The following is a 20079-nucleotide window of genomic DNA, read 5'->3' as shown; positions in this document are numbered from 1 at the left end:
CCTGCTCGCGCGAGAATGCTCGTGAAAGCAATGAGCCAGAGCCTTCTCCGCGCGCCGGTGCGAACGGGAAAGGCCCTGGCCGGCCCCCCGCCCCGCCCTCCGCCGGGGCGGGGGGCCGGGTGCGGTTCAGCCCCGCATGAAGGCCAGCAGGTCGGCGTTGATGATATCGGCATGGGTGGTGCACATGCCGTGCGACAGGCCGGGATAGGTCTTGAGCGCGCCGTGCTTCAGCAGCCGGATGGCAAGCAGGGCGGAATCCGCGATCGGCACGATCTGGTCGTCCTCGCCATGCATGACCAGCACGGGCACGTCGATCGCCTGGAGGTCCTCGGTGAAATCGGTTTCCGAGAAGGCCTGGATGCAGTCGTAATGCGCCTTGGCGCCGCCCATCATGCCCTGGCGCCACCAATTGTCGACCACGCCCGGGGAGACCTTCGCGTCGGGGCGGTTGAAACCGTAGAAGGGGCCCGCCGGGATGTCGCGGAAGAACTGCGCCCGGTTCGCGACGAGGGCGGCGCGGAAGCCGTCGAACACCTCGAGCGGCAGGCCGCCCGGGTTCTTCTCGCTCCTGACCATCACCGGCGGCACGGCGCCGATCAGCACCGCCTTGGCCACGCGGCCGCCGCCGCCATGCCGCGCCACGTAGCGCGCCACCTCGCCGCCGCCGGTGGAGTGCCCGACATGGATGGCGTCGCGCAGGTCCAGATGCGCCGCCAGCGCGGCGACATCGGCCGCGTAGGTGTCCATCTCGTTGCCGCTGTCGGTCTGGGTGGAGCGGCCATGGCCCCGGCGGTCATGCGCGACGACGCGGTAGCCCTGCGCCAGGAAGAACAGCATCTGCGCGTCCCAGTCGTCGCTGCTCAGCGGCCAGCCATGGTGGAAGACCACCGGCTGCCCGCTGCCCCAGTCCTTGTAGAAGATCTCGGTGCCATCCGCGGTGGTGAAGGTGGTCATCGTTCTGGCTCCTGCGTGGATCGGATCGTCGTGCCCGGCTGGCCACCGTGATCGTCCGCAGGCTGCGGCGATGGTGCGTCCCGTGGCGTGGCCGTCATGCGCGCCATCTATCGGCCTTGCGGGGGGAAAATTCTTGTCCATTCCGGCGCTTCCCTGGGCCGCCGGCCACGGGCGCTCCCCCCTTGCCGGCCCCCCTTGCCGGCTCATCGCCCGCATCGCCGGGCCGCCTTCCGTGGGAGGCGGCCCGGCACCGGCGCGGCGCCCTCAGCCGCCGAAGCCCTCCAGCACGATCTTGCCGCGCGCCTTGCCGCTCTCGATCAGCGCGTGCGCGCGCCTCAGGTTGGCGGCGTTGATGGGGCCCATATGCTCGGCCAGGGTGGTGCGCAGCGTGCCCTCGTCCACCAGCCGCGCCACCTCGTTGAGCAGCTTGCCCTGCTCGTCCATGTCGGCCGTCTGGAACAGGGAGCGGGTGAACATCAGCTCCCAATGGATGGAGACGGATTTCCGCTTGAAGCGGTTCACGTCCAGCGTCTCCGGGTCGTCGATCAGGGCGAAGCGGCCCTGCGGCGCGATCAGCTCGGCGATCTCGGCCAGGTGCTGGTGCGTTTCCGTGGTCGAGAAGACGAAGGCGGGCGCGCCGATGCCGAGCGCCGCCACCTGCGCCGCCAGGGGCTGGCGGTGGTCCAGCACATGGTGCGCGCCCATCTCCCGCACCCAGGCCTGGGTCTCGGGGCGGGAGGCCGTGGCGATGACGGTGAGGTCCGTCAGCCGGCGGGCCAGCTGCACGGCGATGGAGCCGACGCCGCCCGCCCCACCGATGATCAGGATGGCGTGGCCGGCGCCGGGCACCGGGCGCGCCACCTCCAGCCGGTGGAACAGCGCCTCCCAGGCGGTGAGGGCGGTCAGCGGCAGGGCCGCCGCCTCGGCGTCGGACAAGCTGGCGGGCTTGCGGCCGACGATCCGCTCATCCACCAGGTGAAACTCGCTGTTGGTGCCGGGGCGGATGATCGAGCCGGCATAGGCCACGGCGTCCCCGGGCCGGAACAAGCTGGCCTCCGGACCCGCGGCGACCACGGTGCCGACGGCGTCCCAGCCCAGCACCTTCCACTGGCCGGCCTCGGCCGAGGCGCTGCGGCGGACCTTGGTGTCCACCGGGTTCACCGACACGGCCCGCACCTGCACCAGCAGGTCCCGCCCCGTCGGCTCGGGGCGCGGCAGCTCGATATCCTGCAACGACTCCGGGCGGTCGATGGCGCCGGCGGTCTGGTAGGCGATGGCCTTCATGGGGCTGCTCCTCGCAATGCTTCTGGCCGGAAGGTAAGGTTCCGGCGCTTCACGTCGATACGCACAAGCACCGCCCCTAGTGTCGAGATGGATACCGCCCATGGCCAAGCCCCGCCATTCCCGGCTGGACTGCAACCCCGGCTGCCCGGTGGAGGCGGCCGTCAGCCTGATCGACGGCAAGTGGAAATGCGTCATCCTGTTCCACCTGCTCGAAGGCACGATGCGCTTCAACGAGATGCGCCGGCGGCTGCCCGGCGTCACGCAGCGCACGCTGACCAACCAGCTGCGCGAGCTGGAGCAGGACGGGCTGGTCACCCGCACCGTCTATGCCCAGGTGCCGCCCAAGGTGGAATACAACCTCTCGCCGCTCGGCCGCACGCTGGAGCCGGTCCTCGGCGCCCTGAAGCGATGGGGCGACGCGCATATCGGCCTGTTCGGCGGCAGCGCACCCAAGCCTGCGCCGGAGAGGGCCGCCAGGGCGGGGCACCCCTGAGCCGCAGCGGGCAGGCGGGGCAGCCCTTGCCAATCGCGAATTGGTCGCATTATCACATCTGCGGCCAAGCGTGGGCCTGCGCGGGGCACGGCAGGCCCACGCCTAGCCGCCCGCCTTCCCCAGGCCCCGCCCCGGCACCGCGCCAAGGACTGACCATGACCCGTGACCATGCCGCCGGTGCACCGCCCCCGCAGAAGGACAGGGTCCTGCTGGCGCTGATGGCCACCACCTTCTCCGGCAGCATGGCGATGATGGCCTTCGTCGCCCTCATCGGCCCCATCGCGCGGGTGGCGGGGCTGGCGCCGTGGCAGGCCGGCATGGCCGTCTCCGCCTCGGGCGTCATGTGGATGCTGGGCGCGCGCCCCTGGGGCCTGGCCAGCGACCGGCACGGCCGCCGGCCGGTGCTGCTGGTCGGCGCCCTGGGCTTCACCCTCTCCTACTGGGCGCTGTGCCTGATGATCGACGCGACGCTGCGCTGGGAGTTGCCGGAGGGCCTGGCCTTCCTCGGGCTGGCCCTGGGCCGCGCCTTGGTCGGCGGCACCTACGCGGCCATTCCCGCCGCCAGCGGCGCGCTGATCGCCGACCGGGTGCCGCCCGAGCGCCGGGCGGCGGCGATGGCCCTGCTCGGCACCGGCAGCGGCGCGGGGCTGGTGGTCGGGCCGGCGCTGGCGGCGCTGCTGGCCCAGTACGGGCTGAGCGTGCCGCTGCTCTTCACGGCGGCCCTGCCGCCCCTGGCGCTGCTGGTGCTGTGGCGGCTGGTGCCGGCGCAGCCCGCGCAGCCGCGCCCGCCGCGCAAGGCGCTGCCGCTGTGGGACCCGCGGCTGCGCCACCCGCTCCTCACCGGCTTCACCGCCATGTTCAGCGTGGCCATCGCGCAGGTCACCATCGGCTTCTACGCGCTGGACCGCCTCGGCCTGGCGCCCGACGCGGCGGCGGAGGCGGCGGGCACGGCGCTGATGCTGGTGGGCCTCGCCCTGGTGCTGTCGCAGGCCCTGGCCACGCGGCTCCGCATCGCCCCGGCGCGGATGATCGGCCTCGGCACGCTGGTCGCGGCGGCCGGCTTCGGCAGCGTCGCGCTCGCCACCCAGGGCTGGATGCTGGGGGCCTGCTACTTCGTGGCGGCGGCCGGCATGGGCTGGGTGTTCCCCGCCTTCTCGGCGATGGTCGCCAACGCCGTGGGGCCGCAGGAGCAGGGCGGCGCGGCCGGCGCGGCTGGCGCGGCGCAGGGCCTCGGCATGGTTCTGGGGCCGGTGGCCGGAAGCCTGCTCTACACGCTCGGCCACAGCCTGCCCTACCTGCTGGTGGCGCTGATGCTGCTGGCCGTCTCGCTCTCCATGTGGGGGCGGCCGGCCGCAACCATGGCCGCGCCCGGCCCGCGCTGACGCGCCCTTCCCCTGCCATCTCCCCCAGCCCAGCGGAGCCAAACGCCTTGCAGCACCTGAGCGAACGTCTCGCGGCCCGGCAGCAGGATCTCGCCGCCTTCCGCCACGACCTGCACCGCCACCCCGAGATGGGCTTCGAGGAACGGCGCACGGCGGCGCGCGTCGCCGCCCGGCTGCGCGCCTGCGGCATCGCGGTGGAGGAGGGGCTGGCGGGCACCGGCGTCGTCGGCACGCTGCGCGGGCGCCGGCCGGGGCCGCGCAGCATCGCGCTGCGCGCCGACATGGACGCCCTGCCGATCCAGGAGGCCACCGGCCTGCCCTATGCCTCGGCCACGCCCGGGGTGATGCATGCCTGCGGGCATGACGGGCACACCACCATGCTGCTCGGCGCGGCGGAGGAACTGGCGCGGAACCCGGATTTCGCCGGCACCGTCCACTTCATCTTCCAGCCCGCCGAGGAGGGCCTGGGCGGCGGGCGGCGCATGGTGGAGGATGGGCTGTTCGAGCGCTTCCCCGCCGATGCCGTGTTCGGCCTGCACAACGAGCCGGGGCTGGCGCTGGGCCACTTCGGCCTGCGCACCGGGCCGATGCTGGCGAATGTGGACAGCTGGTCCGTCACCTTCCGCGGCAGCGGCGGGCATGGCGCCGTGCCGCACCGCGCGACCGACCCGACCCAGCCGCTGGCCGCCTTCATCGGCGCGTTGCAGGGCGTCATCGGCCGCAACCTGCCGGCGCGGGAGACGGGGGTGCTGAGCGTCGGCCACATCGCCGCCGGCGACGCGCGGGCGCCGAACGTCATCCCCGCCGAGGCGCGCCTCTCCGGCACCGGCCGCTCCTTCCGCCCCGAGATCCGCGAGACCATGGGCCGGCGCCTGCGCGAGCTGGCCGAGGCGCTGGCCACCGCGCATGGCTGCGCGGCCGAGGTGGATTACCGGCACGACTACCCGGCGCTGGTGAACACGGGGGCGGAGGTGGCGCTGGCCGCCCGCGCCGCCGCCGCGCTGGCGGGCGCGGCGCAGGTGGACACCGACTACCCGCCGATCACGGCCGGCGAGGATTTCGCCTACATGCTCCAGGCCCGCCCCGGCGCCTTCATCCTGGTGGGCAACGGCGTGGCGGCGGATGGCAGCTTCCACCACGTCCACACGCCCCGCTACGACTTCAACGACGCGCTGCTGCCGGTCGGTGCCGCCTACTGGGTCAGCCTTGTGCAGCACGCGCTGGGGGAGGGCGCATGAACCCCGCGCGCCGGGTGCTGCTGGGCGCCGCCCTTGCCCTTCCCACGCTGCTGCCGGCGCGCGCCGCGCGGGCGCAGCGGACGCCGGAACCGGCCGGAACGGAGGGGCACCCGCTGGTGGAGCGGTTCGCGCTGGGCCTGGGCGAGGGGCCGCCCTGGTCCATCCAGCTCGCGCGCCCGGCCACGCCGCCGCCCGCCATGGGCTACCCGCTGCTGACGGTGCTGGACGGCAACGGCACCTTCCCGCTCGCCTGGCAGGCGCGCGAGGCGGCGGGTGCCGCCGGCGTGGCGCTGCTGGCCATCGACCACCCGGCCGAGCCGCAGCACGACCCCGACCGGCGCTTCCTCGACCTGACGCCGCCCACACCCGCCGAGGCCTTCGGCCCGCGCCGCGACAACCCGCCACCCTCCGGCGGGCGGGAGCGGTTCCTCGATTTCCTGGAGGCGGCGCTGCGCCCGGCGGTGGCCGCCCGCCTGCCGCTGGACCCGGCGCGGCAGACGCTGTTCGGCCACTCGCTGGGGGGGCTGCTCGGGCTGCACGCGCTGTTCACGCGGCCGCAGCTGTTCAACGCCTATGCGCTGGCGGACCCCTCCATCTGGTGGAACCGCCGCTCCGTGCTGGATGAGCAGGCGGCCTTCCTGGCCGGCCTGCGCGCCGCCGGCGGGCGGCTGGCGCGGCCGATGGACGTGCTGATCTCGGTGGCCGGGGTATCGCGGCCGGGTCCCTACCGCGCCGCCATCGGCAACGGGCCGGGCGGGCTGGAGACGGCGCGCGCCCTGGCCGCCATCCCCGGACTGCGCGTCGGCTTCCGCCGCATGGAGGGCGAGACGCATGGCAGCATGGTGCCCGGGGCGGTGGCCGATGCGCTGGTGCTGGCCACCGGCCGCATGCCGGAGGGCAGCGCCCCGCCCTGAGAGGCCCCGCGCCGGCTTGCCCCGGCCACGGCAGGCGCCTATTGAGAATGAGTATCAATGCTGGCCGGGCGGCCCCCCGCCCGCCGGCGCCGCCGAGAACGGACCCCCGCCTTGATCCCACTGCGACAGGAATGGCCCCCCGAATTCGCGGCGCGCTACCGCGCGGCCGGCCACTGGCGGGGCGAGACCTTCCCCGGCTTCCTGCGCCAGCGCGCCGCCGAGCGGCCGGAGGCGCCGGCGGTGATCGGCGGCGGGCAGCGCTGGACCTATGCGGAGTTGCACGCCCGCGCCGAGGCGGCCGCCGCCGGCTTCCTCGCCCTCGGGCTGCGGCCGGGCGAGCGGGTGGTGGTCCAGCTCGGCAACATCCCGGAGTTCTTCCCGGCCGTGTTCGGCCTGTTCCTGGCCGGGCTGGTGCCGGTCTACGCGCTGCCGGCGCACCGCATCGCCGAACTGGCGCATTTCGCCGCGAAATCCGAGGCCAGCGCCTACATCGCCGCCGCGCGCGGCACGGACGGCTTCGACTATCGCCCCTTGGCGCGCGACCTGCGCGAGGCCGCGCCGGGGCTGCGGCATGTCGTCATCGTCGGCGAGGCGGAGGAGTTCACCGCCTTCGAGAGCCTCGACGGCGACCGCGCCGCGCTGCCGCCGGAGCCGGACCCGGCGAGCGTCGCCTTCCTGCAGATCTCGGGCGGCACCACGGGCCTGTCCAAGCTCATCCCGCGCACGCATGACGACTACATCTACAGCTTCCGCGCCAGCAACGAGATCTGCGGCGTCACGGCGGAGAGCGTGTTCCTCGTCGCCCTGCCGGCGGCGCACAACTTCCCGATGAGCTCGCCCGGCCATATGGGCGCCCTCTACGCCGGCGCCCGCGTGGTGCTGAGCCCGACGCCGAGCCCCGAGACCGCCTTCCCCCTCATCGCGCAGGAGCGCGTCACCATCACCGGCCTCGTGCCGCCGCTGGCGCTGCTCTGGGCGCAGGCCGCGGCCGCCGGGCGGCACGACCTCTCCAGCCTGGAGGTGCTGCTGGTGGGCGGCGCCAAGCTGACGCCCGAGGCGGCGCGCCGCGTGCAGGACGCCCTGCCCGCCCGCCTGCAGCAGGTGTTCGGCATGGCCGAGGGGCTGGTGAACTACACCCGCCTCGACGACCCGGACGACATCGTGCTGGAGACGCAGGGCCGCCCGATCAGCCCGAATGACGAGGTGCGCATCGTCGACGACATGGGCGAGGAGGTGCCGGAGGGCGAGCCGGGCTACCTGCTGGCGCGTGGCCCCTACACCATCCGCGCCTACCACAATGACGACGCGGCCAATGCCCGCTCCTTCACGCCGGACGGCTTCTACCGCACGGGCGACGTGGTGCGCCGCCTGCCCGGCGGCTACCTGGTGGTGCAGGGCCGCGCCGGTGACCACATCAACCGCGCCGGCGAGAAGATCTCCGCCGAGGAGATCGAGGATCACCTCCTCGCCCATCCGAACGTGTTCGACGCCGCCGTCGTCTCCGTGCCGGACGAATTCCTGGGCGAGCGGAGCTGCGCCTTCGTCATCCCGCAGGGGGAGCGGCCGCGCGCCCCGGCGCTGAAGGCCTGGATGCGCGGCCGCGGCATCGCCGAGTTCAAGGTGCCGGACCAGATCGTGCTGGTGGAGGCCTTCGAGACCACGGCCGCCGGCAAGATCAGCCGCCGCGAGCTGCGGGCCCGCCTGCGCGCCCGGCTGCTGGCCCAAGAGAATGCCGACTGAGGAAGAGGACCGCACGACATGGCCGAAGCCGCCACCCCGCCCCTGACGCGGGCGCAGATGCGCGCCGACATCGCCCGCGCCCTGCGCATGGCGCCCGATGAGTTCGGCGATGACGAGGACCTCTCCGACCTGGGCCTGGACTCGCTCCGCGCCATCGACCTGGTGACGCGCTGGGGACAGGCCGGGCTGTCGCTCGACTTCGGCGCGCTGGCCGAGAAGCTCACGGTGGAGGCCTGGTGGGCGGTGGCCGAGCGGACGATGGCGCGGCCCGCCCATGGCTGAGGATCTCCGCTGCGCCGAGCCGCCGCTGACCTTTCCCCCGGCGGTGGACGGCCCCCCCCTGCCGCTGACCGAGGCGCAGGAAGGGCTGTGGTTCGCGCAGCGGATCGACCCCGGCAACCCGGTCTTCAACACCGGGCAGTACCTGGAATTCCACGGCCCGCTGGACCGCGCCGCCTTCCGCGCGGCGGTGGACGGCATGGTGGCGGAGGCCGAGTGCCTCGCCCTGCGTATCCGCGAGACGCCGGCCGGCGTGGTGCAGCAGCCCGACCCGGCGCTGCGCCCCTGGCTGGAGGTGGTGGACCTCTCCGCCGCGCCGGAGCCGCTCGCCGCCGCGCGCGCGGCGATGCGGCGCGACATGGACACGCCCGTGGACCCGGCGCGCGGCGGCCTCGCGGCCGAGCGGCTCTACTGCCTCTCGCCCACGCACCACCTCTGGTACCAGCGTGCCCACCACCTGGTGCTGGATGGCTATGGCACGGAGCTGCTGGTGCACCGCGTCGCCGCGCTCTACGCCGCGCGCGTGGCCGGCACCGATCCGGGCGCGCCGCTGGCTCCCTTCGCCGCCGCGGTGGAGGCGAATGCCGCCTACCGCGCCTCGCCTCGCCGTGCCGCCGATGCCGCCCACTGGCGGCAGGCCATGGCAGGGGCACCGGAAGCGGTGGGCTTCACCCCCGGCGCGGCGCGCACCGCCCGTTCCGCCCACCGCGCCGAGGCCGCGATCGATGCCGCCACGGGCGCGGCGCTGCGCCGCCTCGCCGCCGCGCATGAGGCCGCTTGGCCCGACCTGCTCACCGCCCTGCTCGGCGCCTATTGCCGCCGCATCGCGGGGGAGGAGGAGACGGTGGTCGGCGCCACCTTCATGAACCGCTTCGGCAGCGCGGCCGCCCGCGCCCCCTCCACGCAGATGAACGTGCTGCCGCTGCGCATCCGGCTGGACGAGGCGGCGCCGCTGGCCGAGGCGGTGGAGCCGGTCCTGGCCCAGCTCGCGCGGCTGCGCCGGCATGGCCGCTACCGGGGCGAGCAGCTGCGGCGCGATCTCGGCCGCGTCGGCGCCGGGCGGCGGCTGCATGGCGCCATCATCAACATCCAGCCCTTCCACGGCATCCCCGTCTTCCCGGGCTGCACGGCGGAGTTGCGCCTGCTGGGCACCGGCCCGGTGGACGACATCACCTTCGACCTGCGCACCGACCCCGGCGCCGCCACGCTGCGCCTGGACGTGGAGGCCAACCCGGACCTCTACACCGCCGCCGAGGCCGCCGCGCACGCCACCCGCGCCGCGCATTTCATCGCCGCCGCGCTGGAGGCCGGGCGCCTGGACGCCGTGCCCACCGCCACGCCCGAGGAGGCACGGCGCTTCACCGAGGCGGTGAATGCCACCGCGCATCCGGTGCCGGACACCACCCTGGCCGCGCTGATCGGCCGCGCCATGGCGGCCACGCCGGAGGCCGCGGCGCTGCGCTCCGGGGGCACCACCCTCAGCTATCGCGAGTTGGACCGCCGCAGCGCGGCGCTGGCCGCCGCCCTGGCCGCGCGCGGCATCGGCGCGGGCGATCTCGTCGCCGTGGCGCTGGAGCGCTCTCCGGAATTGGTGGTGGCTCTGCTGGGCACGCTGCGCGCCGGCGCCGCCTACCTGCCGCTGGACCCGGCGCACCCGCCGGAGCGGCTGGGGCGCATCCTGGCCTCCGCACGGCCGCGCCTCGCCCTGGCCGCCGCGCCGCTGCCGGGGGCGGTGGAGATGCTGCCCCCCGCCGCCTGGCCGGCATCGGGCGAGGCTCCGCCCGGCCCGGCGCCGGGGGATACGGCCTATGCCCTCTACACCTCCGGCTCCACCGGCGAGCCGAAGGGCGTGCTCATCGAGCACCGCGCCATCGTCAACCGGCTGGAGTGGATGCGGCAGCACTACGGCTTCACCGCCGCCGACCGCGTGCTGCAGAAGACCGCCGCCACCTTCGACGTCTCGGTCTGGGAGTTCTTCCTCCCCCTGATCTGCGGCGGCACGCTGGTGCTGGCGCCCCCCGGCGCGCAGCGCGACCCGGCGGCGATCGCCGCGCTGATTCGCGACGAGGGCATCACCGCCGCGCATTTCGTGCCCTCGATGCTGGCGGCCTTCCTGGCCCACCCCGCCGCGCGGGGCCTCGCGATGCACCGCGTCTTCTGCTCGGGCGAGGCGCTGACGGCGGAGCTGCGCGACCGCTTCCACGCCACGCTGACCGCGGAGCTGCACAATCTCTACGGCCCCACTGAGGCGGCGGTGGACGTGACCTACTGGGACGCCTCGGCGGGCGACACGAGCAACCCTCTACCGATCGGCCACCCCGTCTGGAACACGCGGATGTACGTGCTGGACGAGGCGCTGCGGCCACTGCCGGCGGGCGTCACGGGCCACCTGTTCATCGGCGGCGTGCAATTGGCGCGGGAGTATCTCGGCCGGCCGGACCTGACCGAACGCGCCTTCATCCCCGACCCCTTCCACCCCGGCGCGCGGATGTACCGCACGGGCGACCTCGCCCGTTTCCGGGATGATGGCGCCATCCTCTATCTCGGCCGCTCGGACGGGCAGGTGAAGCTGCGCGGCTTCCGCATCGAGCTGGGCGAGATCGAGGCGGCGCTCGGCACCTCGCCGATGGTGGCGCAGGTCCGCGTCATCGCGCGGGAGGACCGGGCGGGGGACAAGCGCCTCGTCGCCTATCTCGTGCCGGGCGAAGGCTACGACCCGGCGGCGCTGCGCGCGCACCTGGCGGCCCGGCTGCCGGACTACATGCTGCCCGCCGCCCTGGTGCCGCTGCCCGCCCTGCCGGTGAACAGCAGCGGCAAGCTGGACCGCGCCGCCCTCCCCGCCCCCGAGCTGCCCGCCGCGCCGGGCCGCCCGCCGGAGGGCGAGACGGAGCGACGCCTCGCCACCCTCTTCGCCGCGGCGCTGGGCCTGCCGGAGATCGGCGCGGAGGAGGATTTCTTCGCCGCCGGCGGCAATTCGCTGCTCGCGGTGGAGCTGATGCTGCGGGTGCAGGAGGAATTCGGCCGCGACCCGGGCCTCGGCGCGCTGTTCGAGCACCCGACGGTCGCCCGCTTCGCCGTGCTGCTGGAGGCCGATGCCCTGCCGCCCGGCGATGACGGGCTGCGCCCGCTGATCCGCCTCGGGCGCGGCGAGGCGGAGAGGCCGCCGCTCTACGTGGTGCATCCGGCGGGCGGCATCGCCTGGTGCTATGGCCGCCTCGCCCGCGCGCTGGGGCCGGAGATCCCGGTGCTGGGCCTGCAGGCCCCGGCGCTGGACAGCGCCAGCCCGCCGCCCGCCAGCCTGGAGGCGCTGGCGGAGGATTACGTGGCGCGGCTGCTCGCCGCCCATGCGGGCGGGCCGGTGCATCTGGCGGGCTGGTCGGTCGGCGGCATCATCGCGCAGGCGATGGCGGTGCGGCTGCGGGCGCTGGGCCATGCCGTCGGCACGCTGGCGCTGCTCGATTCCTACCCCGCCGAGGCCTGGCGCGCCGAGCCGGAGCCGGAGCCCGGCGCCCTGTTCCGCGCCCTGCTGGCCATCGCCGGGCACGACCCGGCGCGGCATCCGGAGCTGCCGATGCGGCGCGAGCCAGTGCTGGCCTTCCTGCGCCAGGGCGGCACGCCGCTCGGCCGCCTGCCCGAGGCGGTGCTGGATGGCGTGATGCGGGTGATGGAGGGCAACAACCGCCTCGTCCGCGGCCACCGCCATAGCCGGTTCGACGGCACGCTGCTGCATTTCCGCGCGGCGCGCGACCATGCCGGCCGCGCCCTCTCCCCCGCGATGTGGGCGCCGCACGCCGCATCGGTGGAGGTGCTGGAGGTGCCGGCCCTGCATGGCGAGATGATCGGCGCCGCGGCCGTGGCGCAGATCGCGCCCGTGCTGCGCCGCCGCCTCGGCCCGTAGAACGGACAAATGGGTTTCCAAAGGCCTCAGGCCTTTGGCGGGGAGAGTTTGAGAGGGGCAGAGCCCCTCTCAAGAACCTCTCAGGCGCGGATCAGGCTGACCGTGTCGCCGCGCGGGTCCTCGGGCGGCGGGACGGGCGCCTGTCCCGGCGCCGGGCGCGGCCCGGCCTTCGCCTTGTTGCTGACATAGGCGAGGCCCGAACGAGGGTCCACCGCCACGGTGTTCGGGTGCGTGCCGGTCTCCAGGCTAGCCCTTACGGTCAGGCTGCCCGTCTCCACCAGGCTCACCGTGCCGGCGCCGCGATTGGCCACATAGGCCAGCGCGCCATCGGGCGAGAGGGTGATGCCGAGCGCGCCCGCGCCCGTCTCCACCGCCTTCACCAGCGTCCCCGAGGCGGCGTCCAGCACGGTGAGCTGCCCGCTCTTCTGGTTGGCGCAGAACAGGCGGCCGCTGGCGGCGTGGTATTCCACGTTGATCAGCCCCTCCCCGCCCGAGGCGAAGCGGCGCACCCCGGCGCGGCGGGCCAGGCTCACCTCCACCACCTCGTTCGGCCCCAGCGCGCCGGCGAAGAGGCGGTCCCCCGCCGGGTCGTAGGCCAGGCCGGAGATGCCGCCCTCCAGCCCCTCGGTGATGACGTGGGCGAGGGTGTTGGCCGCCGTGTCCACCACCCAGATGGCGCTCGGCTTGTCGCGGTAGCCGAAGACGGAGACGAAGGCGCGGTTGCGCGCCTCGTCCACCACCACGTGGCGCAGATGCGCGCCCTCGCCCTCGCCGATCCGCGCCTTCACCTGGCCGCTGCGCAGGTCGATGGCGACCAGCCGGCCGCTGCGCGTGCCGGTGCCGAACAGCGTGCCCGTGGTGTCGTTCACGCCGAGGCCGAACACCGTGTCGGCGCCCAGCTCGATGGTGGAGCGCACCTCCAGCGTGCGCAGGTCGAGGCCGAGGATGCGGGCGCTGTCGGCGCCGCGCGGGCCGGTGCTCGCCACGTGCACAAGGTCGGTGGTGGTGCTGACGGCCAGCTCGTACAGGCCGGGCGCCAGCTTCACGGTCTTCTCCACCGTGGCGGCGGCGCGTGCCGGCGCGGCGCGCAGGGCGAAGGCGGCCGCGCCGAGCAAGGCGAGCGCGTGGCGGCGCCGGAGCACCGGCGGGGCGGAGAGAGCGCTGGCATGGGTGGGAGGCATTGCAGGCCTTTCCTGAGGCTATCGCGCCAAATTGCGAATGGTTATCATTAACACCAACCCGGAGAGGCGACAATCGCCGCGGCGAAGGGCGCATCGCCGGCGGGCCTTGTAAAAGGGGCACGGCTCTGCGAGAAGAAGTTGAGAACAGTTCGCATTTTCATCCGGAGACGACCGGCCACCATGGGCATGCTGCATCCGCGGGACGCACTTCATCCTGCCACCCCGGCGCCCCGCCCCGCCGCCGGCCGCCGCCAGGTGCTGGGGGGGCTGGCTGCCGCGCTCGCGGGCCTGCCGCTCGCCGCGCCCGCCCTGGCCCAGGCGCGGCCGCTGCGGATCGGCATGATCACCTCCCTCTCCGGCCCCTTCACCGCGCTCGGCGAGAGCATGCGCGCCGGGATGCAGCTTCTCCTGGCGCAGTCCGGCAACAGCCTCGCCGGGCGCCCGGTGGAGTTCCTGGTGGAGGACGACCAGGCCCGGCCGGAGGAAGGCGCCCGCCGCGCCCGCAAGCTCATCGGCCAGGACCGGGTGGACCTGCTCTGCGGCGTCATCAGCTCCGGCGTGGCGCTGGCGCTGCGCGACGTGGTGACGGAGGCGCGCACGCCGACCTTCCTGCTCGGCTCGGCCAACGACCTCGCCCGCAAGGCCGCCAGCCCCTACATCGTGCGCCCGACCAAGACGAACTGGATGCTGGGCAGCACCGCCGCGCGCTGGGCACAGGAGAAGCTGGGCGGCGCGCGGGTGCTGACCGTCGCCTCCGACTACGCCGCCGGGCGCGAATATGTCGGCGACTTCGTGGAGACCTACCGGCAGCTCGGCGGCCGCCTCGGCCGGCCGCTCTGGACGCCGCTCGGCAGCGCCGATTTCGGCCCGCTGCTGACCACCATCGCCGCCGAGCGGCCGGAGGCGGTGTATGGCTTCTTCGCCGGCAGCGATGCCGTGCGCTTCCTGCGCCAGTGGCAGGAATACCGCCTCGCCGGCCGGGTGCCGCTGATCGGCCCCGGTGCCTTCTTCGACCAGGAGGACGTGCTGCCCGCCGTGGGGGATGCCGCGCTCGGCGCCTTCAGCACCTTCCACCAGTCGCCCACCGCGCCGGCCAGCGCCGCCTTCAACCAAGCCTACATGGCGACGGGCAAGCCCCTGCCCGGCGAGTTCAGCACCACCGGCTATGTCTGCGGCCAAGTGATCCGGGCGCTGCTGGAGCGCACGGGCGGCACCCTCGCGGACTGGGAAGCGGCGCGGGCCGCGCTGTTCGGCGCGCCGGTCGAGACCGCCTTCGGCACCATGCCCTTCGACCCGCGCAACGGCCAGGCGATCCTCGACATCCATGTCAACGAAGCGCGGCGGGGCGAGGATGGGCGGATGGTCAACACCGTCGTCCACACCTACCCGCAGCTGCGCGACCCGGGCCCGGACGCCTGAGGCCCGCGGAGGAAGCGCCCCGATGGGCTACGCCGTCGTCCAGGTCCTGAACGCCCTGTCCTTCTCGGCCCTGCTGCTGCTGACGGGGCTGGGCCTCTCGGTCGTGCTGAGCCTGATGAACTTCGTCAACCTCGCGCATGGCGCCTTCTACCTGCTGGGCAGCTACGTGGCGGTGCTCTGGCTCGCCTCGGGGGCGCCCTGGTGGCTGGCCTTCCCCGCCGCCTTCCTGGCCGCCGCCCTGGCCGGCGCGCTGCTGGAGCGATTCCCGTTCCGCCGCTTCTACGCCCGGCCGCACCTGATGCAGGTGCTGCTGACCTATGGCATCTCCGTCATCCTGGCCGACCTCATGCGCTGGGGCTTCGGCGCGCAGATCCTGACGCCCGAATTGCCGGCGGCGCTGCGCGGCGTCGTCTTCCTGTTCGACATGCCCTTCCCCCTCTACCGCCTGTTCCTGATCGGCGCGGGTGCGGTGCTCGGCCTGCTGCTCTGGCTGCTGCTGGACCGCACCCTGTGGGGCGCGGCGCTGCGCGCGGCGGTCACCGACCGCGGCATCGTCGAGACGCTGGGCATCGACACGCGCCGCCTCTTCGCCGCCGTGCTGGTGCTCTCGGCCGGCTTGGGCGGGCTGAGCGGCGCGCTGGGGGCGGGCATGCTGGCGGCCTATCCCGGGCTCGACGAGGAGGTGCTGATCCTCGCCCTCATCACCGTGGTGGTGGGCGGGCTCGGCAGCTTCGGCGGCACGGTGGCCGGCGCGCTGGTGGTGGGCTTCGCGCTCACCTTCAGCAAGGTGTGGTTCCCGGAATTCGCCAATGTGGTGGCCTTCTCCGCCATGGCCGGCTTCCTGCTGCTGCGCCCGCACGGCCTCGTCGCGCCGCCGCTGCGCCAGGTATGAGGCGCGCGCTCCTCTCCCGGGCGGCGCCGATGGCGGCCGCCCTGCTGGCGCTGGCGCTGCCCGCCGCCCTGGCCGGCCCGTTCCATCTCCGCTTCCTCGCCGAGATCCTGCTGCTCGGCACGGCGGTGATGAGCCTGGACCTGCTGGTGGGCTTCGGCGGGCTGGTCTCGCTCGGCCACGCGGCGCTGTTCGGCACGGCGGCCTACGCGGCGGCGGTCGCGGCGCTGCATCTCGGCGGCAACCTCCTCCTGGTGCTCGGCGCCGGCACCGGCGCGGCGCTGCTCCTGGCCGCGCTGATGGGGGTCGCGATCATGCGCAGCAGCCACCTCTTCCTGCTGATCCTCACCCTGCTGCTTGGCCAGATCGCCTGGGAGGTGGCCTTCCACTGGCGCGCGGTGACGGGCGGCGCGGACGGGCTGCGCGGCCTGCCGCCGCTCTCCCTCGGCCCCTGGCGGCTGGACGGCCCGCGCGCCCTGTTCCTGCTGGCCGGCGGCCTCGCTTTGGCCGCCTACGGACTGGCCCGCTCCTTCGTGGCCGCCCCGATCGGCCGCGCGCTGGTGGGGGCGCGCGAGCAGCCGCTGCGGATGAGCGCGCTCGGCTACAGCACCGCGCGCATCCGCCTGCGCGCCATGCTGGCGGCGGGCGGCATCGCCGGCGCGGCGGGGTCGCTCTACCCGTTCCTCAACCTCTATGTCGGGCCGCAGAGCGTGCACTGGTCGCTCTCGGCCACGATGATCATCATGCTGGTGATCGGCGGCGTCGGCTCGCTCTGGGGCGCCTTCCTGGGCAGCGCCGTCTATCTGGCGCTGCAGACCTATGTCAGCGCCTACACCGACCGCTGGCAGCTCTTCGTCGGGGTGATCTTCGTGCTGATCGTGCTGCTGCTGCCGCACGGCCTCGCGGGTGCCGCGGCGCGGTGGAGGCGGGGATGAGCCCGCTGCTCGAGATCGCCGGCATCGGCAAGAGCTTCGGCGCCTTCCGCGCCCTGTCCGACATCAGCCTGGCGGTGGAGGAGGGCGAGACACTCGGGCTGATCGGCCCCAACGGCGCCGGCAAGACGACGCTGTTCAACGTCGTCACCGGCTTCCTGCGGCCGGACAGCGGCGCGGTGCGCTTCGCCGGCGCGCCGGTCAACCGCCTGCCGCCGGAGAAGCGCGCCGCGCTCGGGCTGGTCCGCACCTTCCAGAAGGCGATGGTCTTCCCCGCGCTCAGCCTGCGCGAGAACCTCGCCATGGCGGCACGGCAGCGCGCCGGGCATGGGCTGCGCTGGCTGGGCGCGCGGGCCTGCCACGCGGAGGCGGAGGCAAAGGCGGAGCGCCTGCTGGCCGAGAGCGGCCTGCCGCGCGGCGGCGGCGAGCGCATGGCCGACCTCTCCTACGGCGAGCAGCGCATCGCCGACCTGCTGATGGCGCTCGCCCTGGAGCCGCGCCTGCTGCTGCTCGACGAGCCCACCGCCGGGCTTTCCCAGGCCGAGGCGGAGCGGCTGCTGCGCATCGTCCGGCGGCATGATTCCCGCACCGCCCTCGTGCTCATCGCGCATGACATCGACATCGTCTTCGGCCATTGCGACCGCATCGCGGTCATGCATCTCGGCCGGCTGCTCCGCACCGGCACGCCACAGGCGGTGCGGGCGGATGCGGCGGTGCGCGCCGCCTATCTCGGGAGCCTCGCGGATTGATGCACGGCGCGATGCCCGGCCCCCCGCTGCTCGCCCTCTCCGGCCTGTCCGCGCATCACGGCGCGGTGGAGGTGCTGCGCGGCCTCTCCCTGGAACTGCGCGCCGGCGAGGCGGTGGCCCTGCTCGGCCGCAACGGCGCCGGCAAGAGCACCCTGGCCCAGGCGCTGTTCAACCTCGGCCCCCGCCTCGGCGGCACGGTGCGGGTGATGGGGCAGGACGTGACGGGCTGGCCCACCCACCGCATCGCCCGGCTCGGCCTGGCGCTGGTGCCGCAGGGGCGCGGCCTGTTCCCCAATTTGACCGTCGCCGAGAACCTCCGCCTCGCCACGCTGCGCGGCGCGCGCGGCGCCTGGACGCTGGAGCGCGTCCTCGCCCTGTTCCCGCGCCTGGCGGAACGCCGCGCCACCTCCAGCAGCGCCCTCAGCGGCGGCGAGCGGCAGATGCTCGCCATCGGCCGCGCCCTGCTCACCCAGCCCAGGCTGCTGGTGCTGGACGAGCCGAGCGAGGGCCTGGCGCCGCTGATGGCCGAGGAGATCATCCTGCACCATGTCGGGCGGCTGCGGGCGGAGGGGCTGACGGTGCTGCTGGCCGAGCAGAACCTCCCCCTCGCCCTGCGGCTCTGCCCGCGCGCCGTGGTGCTGGCCGGGCGCGGCATCATCTTCGACGGCCCGTCCGGCGCCCTGCTCGCCGACCGCCCCTTCGTCCAGGAGCATCTCGGCCTATGAGCCAGCCCTTGCCGCTCCCGGAGGCCGAGGACGCGCCCGTCACGCTGCCGCGCACCGCCTGGTGGGACATGCCGGCGGGGACCGATCCGGCACGGCGGCACCGTGCCTATCTCGCCTGGCCGGAGGCGCCGCCGCCACCCGCCGGCTACCCCGTGCTGCTGGTGCTGGACGCCAATGCCGGCTTCGGCACGGCGGTGGATTCCTACCGCGCCCTCACCTGGCGCAACACGCCGGGCCGGCCAGCCCCGGCGCTGATCCTGGGCCTCGGCCACCCCGGGGGCGCGGCCTACGAGCCTGCCGCCCGCCAGCGCGACTACACGCCGGCGCTGCCGGGCACCGACCCCGCCACCTCCGGCGCGGCGGCGTTCCTCGGCTTCATCGAGGCGGCGCTGCTGCCCGCCCTGGCCCGCCGCCACCCGGTGGACATGGGGCAGCTCTCGCTGTTCGGCCATTCGCTGGGCGGGCTGTTCGCGCTGCGCGCCCTGCTGGCGCGCCCCGGCCTGTTCCGCAGCCTCGTCATCGCCAGCCCCTCCCTGTGGTGGGGCGAGGGGGCGATGCTGGACGCCGCCCGGCGCTTCGCCGCGCGGCCGCCCGCCGCGGCGGCCGGCACCCGCCTGCTGGTGACGGTGGGCGGGCAGGAGGAAAGCGACGAAGGCCCGCGCGGCGCCATCCGCGCCGCCCGCCGCATGATCGGCAATGCCCGCGAGCTGGCCGCGCTGCTGCGCGGCGCCGGGCTGGCCGTGGAATTCGCCGAGTTCCCGGGCGAGGACCATGGCTCCGCCCGGCTGCACGCCCTGATCCGCGCCCCCCGCTTCGCCCTCCCCCGGGCAGGAGACCCCGCATGAACCGCCGCACCCTTCTCGGCAATGCCTTGGCCCTGCCCCTGCTGGCCGCGCCCGCCCTGTTGCCCACCCGGGCGCGCGCCCAGTCGCCCATCCGCGTGACGGATCTGCGCGGCCGCACCGTCACCCTGCCCCGCCCGGCGCGGCGGCTGGTGCTGGCGCAGGCGCGGCACGTGCTGGCGGTGGGGCTGCTCCACCCCGACCCGGTCTCCCTCCTCGTCGGCTGGGGCGACGACCTGCGCACCATGAACCCGCCGGACTACGCGGTGCTGCGCGCCCGCTTCCCGCGCGCCGATGCCATCCCCGTCGTCGCGCGGGCGGGCCAGAATGCCAGCCTCTCGCTCGAGGCCATCCTGGCCGCGCAGCCGGATGCGGTGATCGTCAGCGGCGGCGCGCTGCGCGCGGAGTCGGACAGCGTGCTGGACCGGCTCGCCGCCGCCGGCATCCCGGCCATCGTCATCGACTTCTTCAGCAACCCGATGCGCGACACGCGGCGCAGCATGGCCATACTGGGCCAGGTGCTGGGGCTGGAGGAGCGCGCCGCGGCGTTCGACCGCTTCTACATGGCGCGCATGGAGCGCATCTCGGCCCGCCTCGCCGGCCTTGGGGAGGACAGGCCGCGCGTCTTCGTCCATGCCCATGCCGGGGGCACGGCCTGCTGCGCCTCGCCGGGGCGGGGGGCGTTCGATTCCATCGTGCGCTTTGCCGGCGGGCACAATATCGGCGCCGACACGCTGCCGGGGAATGTCGGCCAGCTCTCCCTCGAATACATCCTGAGCCAGGACCCGGCGGTGTATATCGCGACCGGCGGGCCGTATGGCGGCCGTGGCGGCATCCCGCTCGGCACGGGGGTGGAGGCGGCGCCGGCGCGGCGGGAACTGGCCGCCGTTCTGCAGCGCGAGAGGCTGGACGTCCTGCCCGCCGTGCAGGCGGGCCGGGCGCATGCCATCTGGCACGGCTTCAACGACACGCCCGCCCACATCGTCATGCTGGAGGCGCTGGCCCGCTGGTTCCACCCCGCCCGCTGCGCCGATCTCGACCCGGCGGCGACGGTGGCCGCGCTGAACGCGGAGTTCCTCGCCATACCCATGCAGGGCACCTACTGGACCGACCTGCGCGGCGCGGCGCCAGGTTCGCCCTGACGCCCCGCATGGCCGGGG

Annotated in this window: 17 protein-coding genes; 14 read left to right on the top strand and 3 right to left on the bottom strand. The window is 74.6% G+C overall.

What is annotated here, in order from left to right; genetic code table 11:
• Window positions 1-126: 126 nt before the first annotated feature.
• Together ACFOY6_RS06665 and ACFOY6_RS06660 are read right to left on the bottom strand one after the other, a co-directional pair.
• Entirely contained in the window at window positions 127-954 is an 828-nt protein-coding gene (locus ACFOY6_RS06665) for an alpha/beta fold hydrolase (protein ID WP_379636671.1), read from the bottom strand.
• 264 nt (window positions 955-1218) lie between these two features.
• Window positions 1219-2238, bottom strand: coding sequence for a zinc-binding alcohol dehydrogenase family protein (locus ACFOY6_RS06660; protein WP_379636669.1), 1020 nt, complete (start codon window positions 2236-2238; stop codon window positions 1219-1221).
• Window positions 2239-2338: 100 nt separating this feature from the next.
• Between ACFOY6_RS06660 and ACFOY6_RS06655 the strand changes: the two genes are divergently transcribed.
• The 7 genes from ACFOY6_RS06655 (at window position 2339) to ACFOY6_RS06625 (ending at window position 12182) form a co-directional block, all read left to right on the top strand.
• A complete protein-coding gene (locus ACFOY6_RS06655; protein ID WP_379636667.1) occupies window positions 2339-2731 on the top strand; it encodes a winged helix-turn-helix transcriptional regulator in 393 nt (130 codons plus the stop codon).
• Between the two features lie 155 nt (window positions 2732-2886).
• Window positions 2887-4113, top strand: coding sequence for an MFS transporter (locus ACFOY6_RS06650; RefSeq protein WP_379649694.1), 1227 nt, complete (start codon window positions 2887-2889; stop codon window positions 4111-4113).
• A gap of 47 nt (window positions 4114-4160) precedes the next feature.
• The gene (locus ACFOY6_RS06645; protein WP_379636663.1) at window positions 4161-5351 is read left to right on the top strand and encodes an amidohydrolase; all 1191 of its coding nucleotides are present in this window, start codon (window positions 4161-4163) and stop codon (window positions 5349-5351) included.
• Window positions 5348-6265: an alpha/beta hydrolase gene (locus ACFOY6_RS06640; RefSeq protein ID WP_379649692.1), complete on the top strand. Its 918-nt coding sequence runs from the start codon at window positions 5348-5350 to the stop codon at window positions 6263-6265. The genes ACFOY6_RS06645 and ACFOY6_RS06640 overlap by 4 nt, the downstream gene beginning before the upstream one ends.
• A 111-nt stretch (window positions 6266-6376) precedes the next feature.
• Complete coding sequence (locus ACFOY6_RS06635; protein ID WP_379649690.1) at window positions 6377-8005, top strand: (2,3-dihydroxybenzoyl)adenylate synthase; 1629 nt, start codon at window positions 6377-6379, stop codon at window positions 8003-8005.
• 18 nt (window positions 8006-8023) lie between these two features.
• Window positions 8024-8287 (top strand): phosphopantetheine-binding protein, encoded by a 264-nt coding sequence (locus ACFOY6_RS06630; RefSeq protein ID WP_109518172.1) that lies wholly within the window; start codon window positions 8024-8026, stop codon window positions 8285-8287.
• On the top strand, window positions 8280-12182 hold the full coding sequence (locus tag ACFOY6_RS06625) for an amino acid adenylation domain-containing protein (protein ID WP_379649688.1): 3903 nt from the start codon (window positions 8280-8282) through the stop codon (window positions 12180-12182). Before ACFOY6_RS06630 ends, ACFOY6_RS06625 begins: the two co-directional genes overlap by 8 nt.
• 80 nt (window positions 12183-12262) lie before the next feature.
• On the opposite strand, the gene ACFOY6_RS06620 is transcribed toward ACFOY6_RS06625, so the two are convergent.
• Complete coding sequence (locus ACFOY6_RS06620) at window positions 12263-13363, bottom strand: YncE family protein (RefSeq protein WP_379649686.1); 1101 nt, start codon at window positions 13361-13363, stop codon at window positions 12263-12265.
• A 180-nt stretch (window positions 13364-13543) separates the two neighbouring features.
• Between ACFOY6_RS06620 and ACFOY6_RS06615 the strand changes: the two genes are divergently transcribed.
• From ACFOY6_RS06615 to ACFOY6_RS06585, 7 genes are read left to right on the top strand one after another with little or no spacing between them, the layout of a single operon-like run.
• Window positions 13544-14782 carry an ABC transporter substrate-binding protein gene (locus ACFOY6_RS06615; RefSeq protein ID WP_379649684.1) on the top strand — a complete coding sequence of 413 codons (1239 nt, stop codon included), beginning with the start codon at window positions 13544-13546 and terminating at the stop codon, window positions 14780-14782.
• 22 nt (window positions 14783-14804) lie between these two features.
• On the top strand, window positions 14805-15674 hold the full coding sequence (locus tag ACFOY6_RS06610) for a branched-chain amino acid ABC transporter permease (RefSeq protein WP_379649682.1): 870 nt from the start codon (window positions 14805-14807) through the stop codon (window positions 15672-15674).
• Window positions 15671-16606: a branched-chain amino acid ABC transporter permease gene (locus ACFOY6_RS06605; protein WP_379636838.1), complete on the top strand. Its 936-nt coding sequence runs from the start codon at window positions 15671-15673 to the stop codon at window positions 16604-16606. Before ACFOY6_RS06610 ends, ACFOY6_RS06605 begins: the two co-directional genes overlap by 4 nt.
• Window positions 16603-17352, top strand: coding sequence for an ABC transporter ATP-binding protein (locus ACFOY6_RS06600; protein WP_379636836.1), 750 nt, complete (start codon window positions 16603-16605; stop codon window positions 17350-17352). The genes ACFOY6_RS06605 and ACFOY6_RS06600 overlap by 4 nt, the downstream gene beginning before the upstream one ends.
• A gap of 11 nt (window positions 17353-17363) precedes the next feature.
• Window positions 17364-18077, top strand: coding sequence for an ABC transporter ATP-binding protein (locus ACFOY6_RS06595; protein ID WP_379649681.1), 714 nt, complete (start codon window positions 17364-17366; stop codon window positions 18075-18077).
• Window positions 18074-18922 (top strand): alpha/beta hydrolase, encoded by an 849-nt coding sequence (locus ACFOY6_RS06590; protein WP_379649679.1) that lies wholly within the window; start codon window positions 18074-18076, stop codon window positions 18920-18922. The genes ACFOY6_RS06595 and ACFOY6_RS06590 overlap by 4 nt, the downstream gene beginning before the upstream one ends.
• Window positions 18919-20061, top strand: coding sequence for an ABC transporter substrate-binding protein (locus ACFOY6_RS06585; RefSeq protein WP_379649677.1), 1143 nt, complete (start codon window positions 18919-18921; stop codon window positions 20059-20061). The genes ACFOY6_RS06590 and ACFOY6_RS06585 overlap by 4 nt, the downstream gene beginning before the upstream one ends.
• Window positions 20062-20079: the final 18 nt, after the last annotated feature.

Origin of the sequence: Teichococcus aestuarii, from assembly GCF_042651065.1 — a bacterium.
Taxonomy (GTDB): Bacteria; Pseudomonadota; Alphaproteobacteria; order Acetobacterales; family Acetobacteraceae; genus Pseudoroseomonas; species Pseudoroseomonas aestuarii.
The sequence above is the reverse complement of the archived record's forward strand: the minus strand, read 5'-3'. Positions and strand labels throughout refer to the sequence as shown.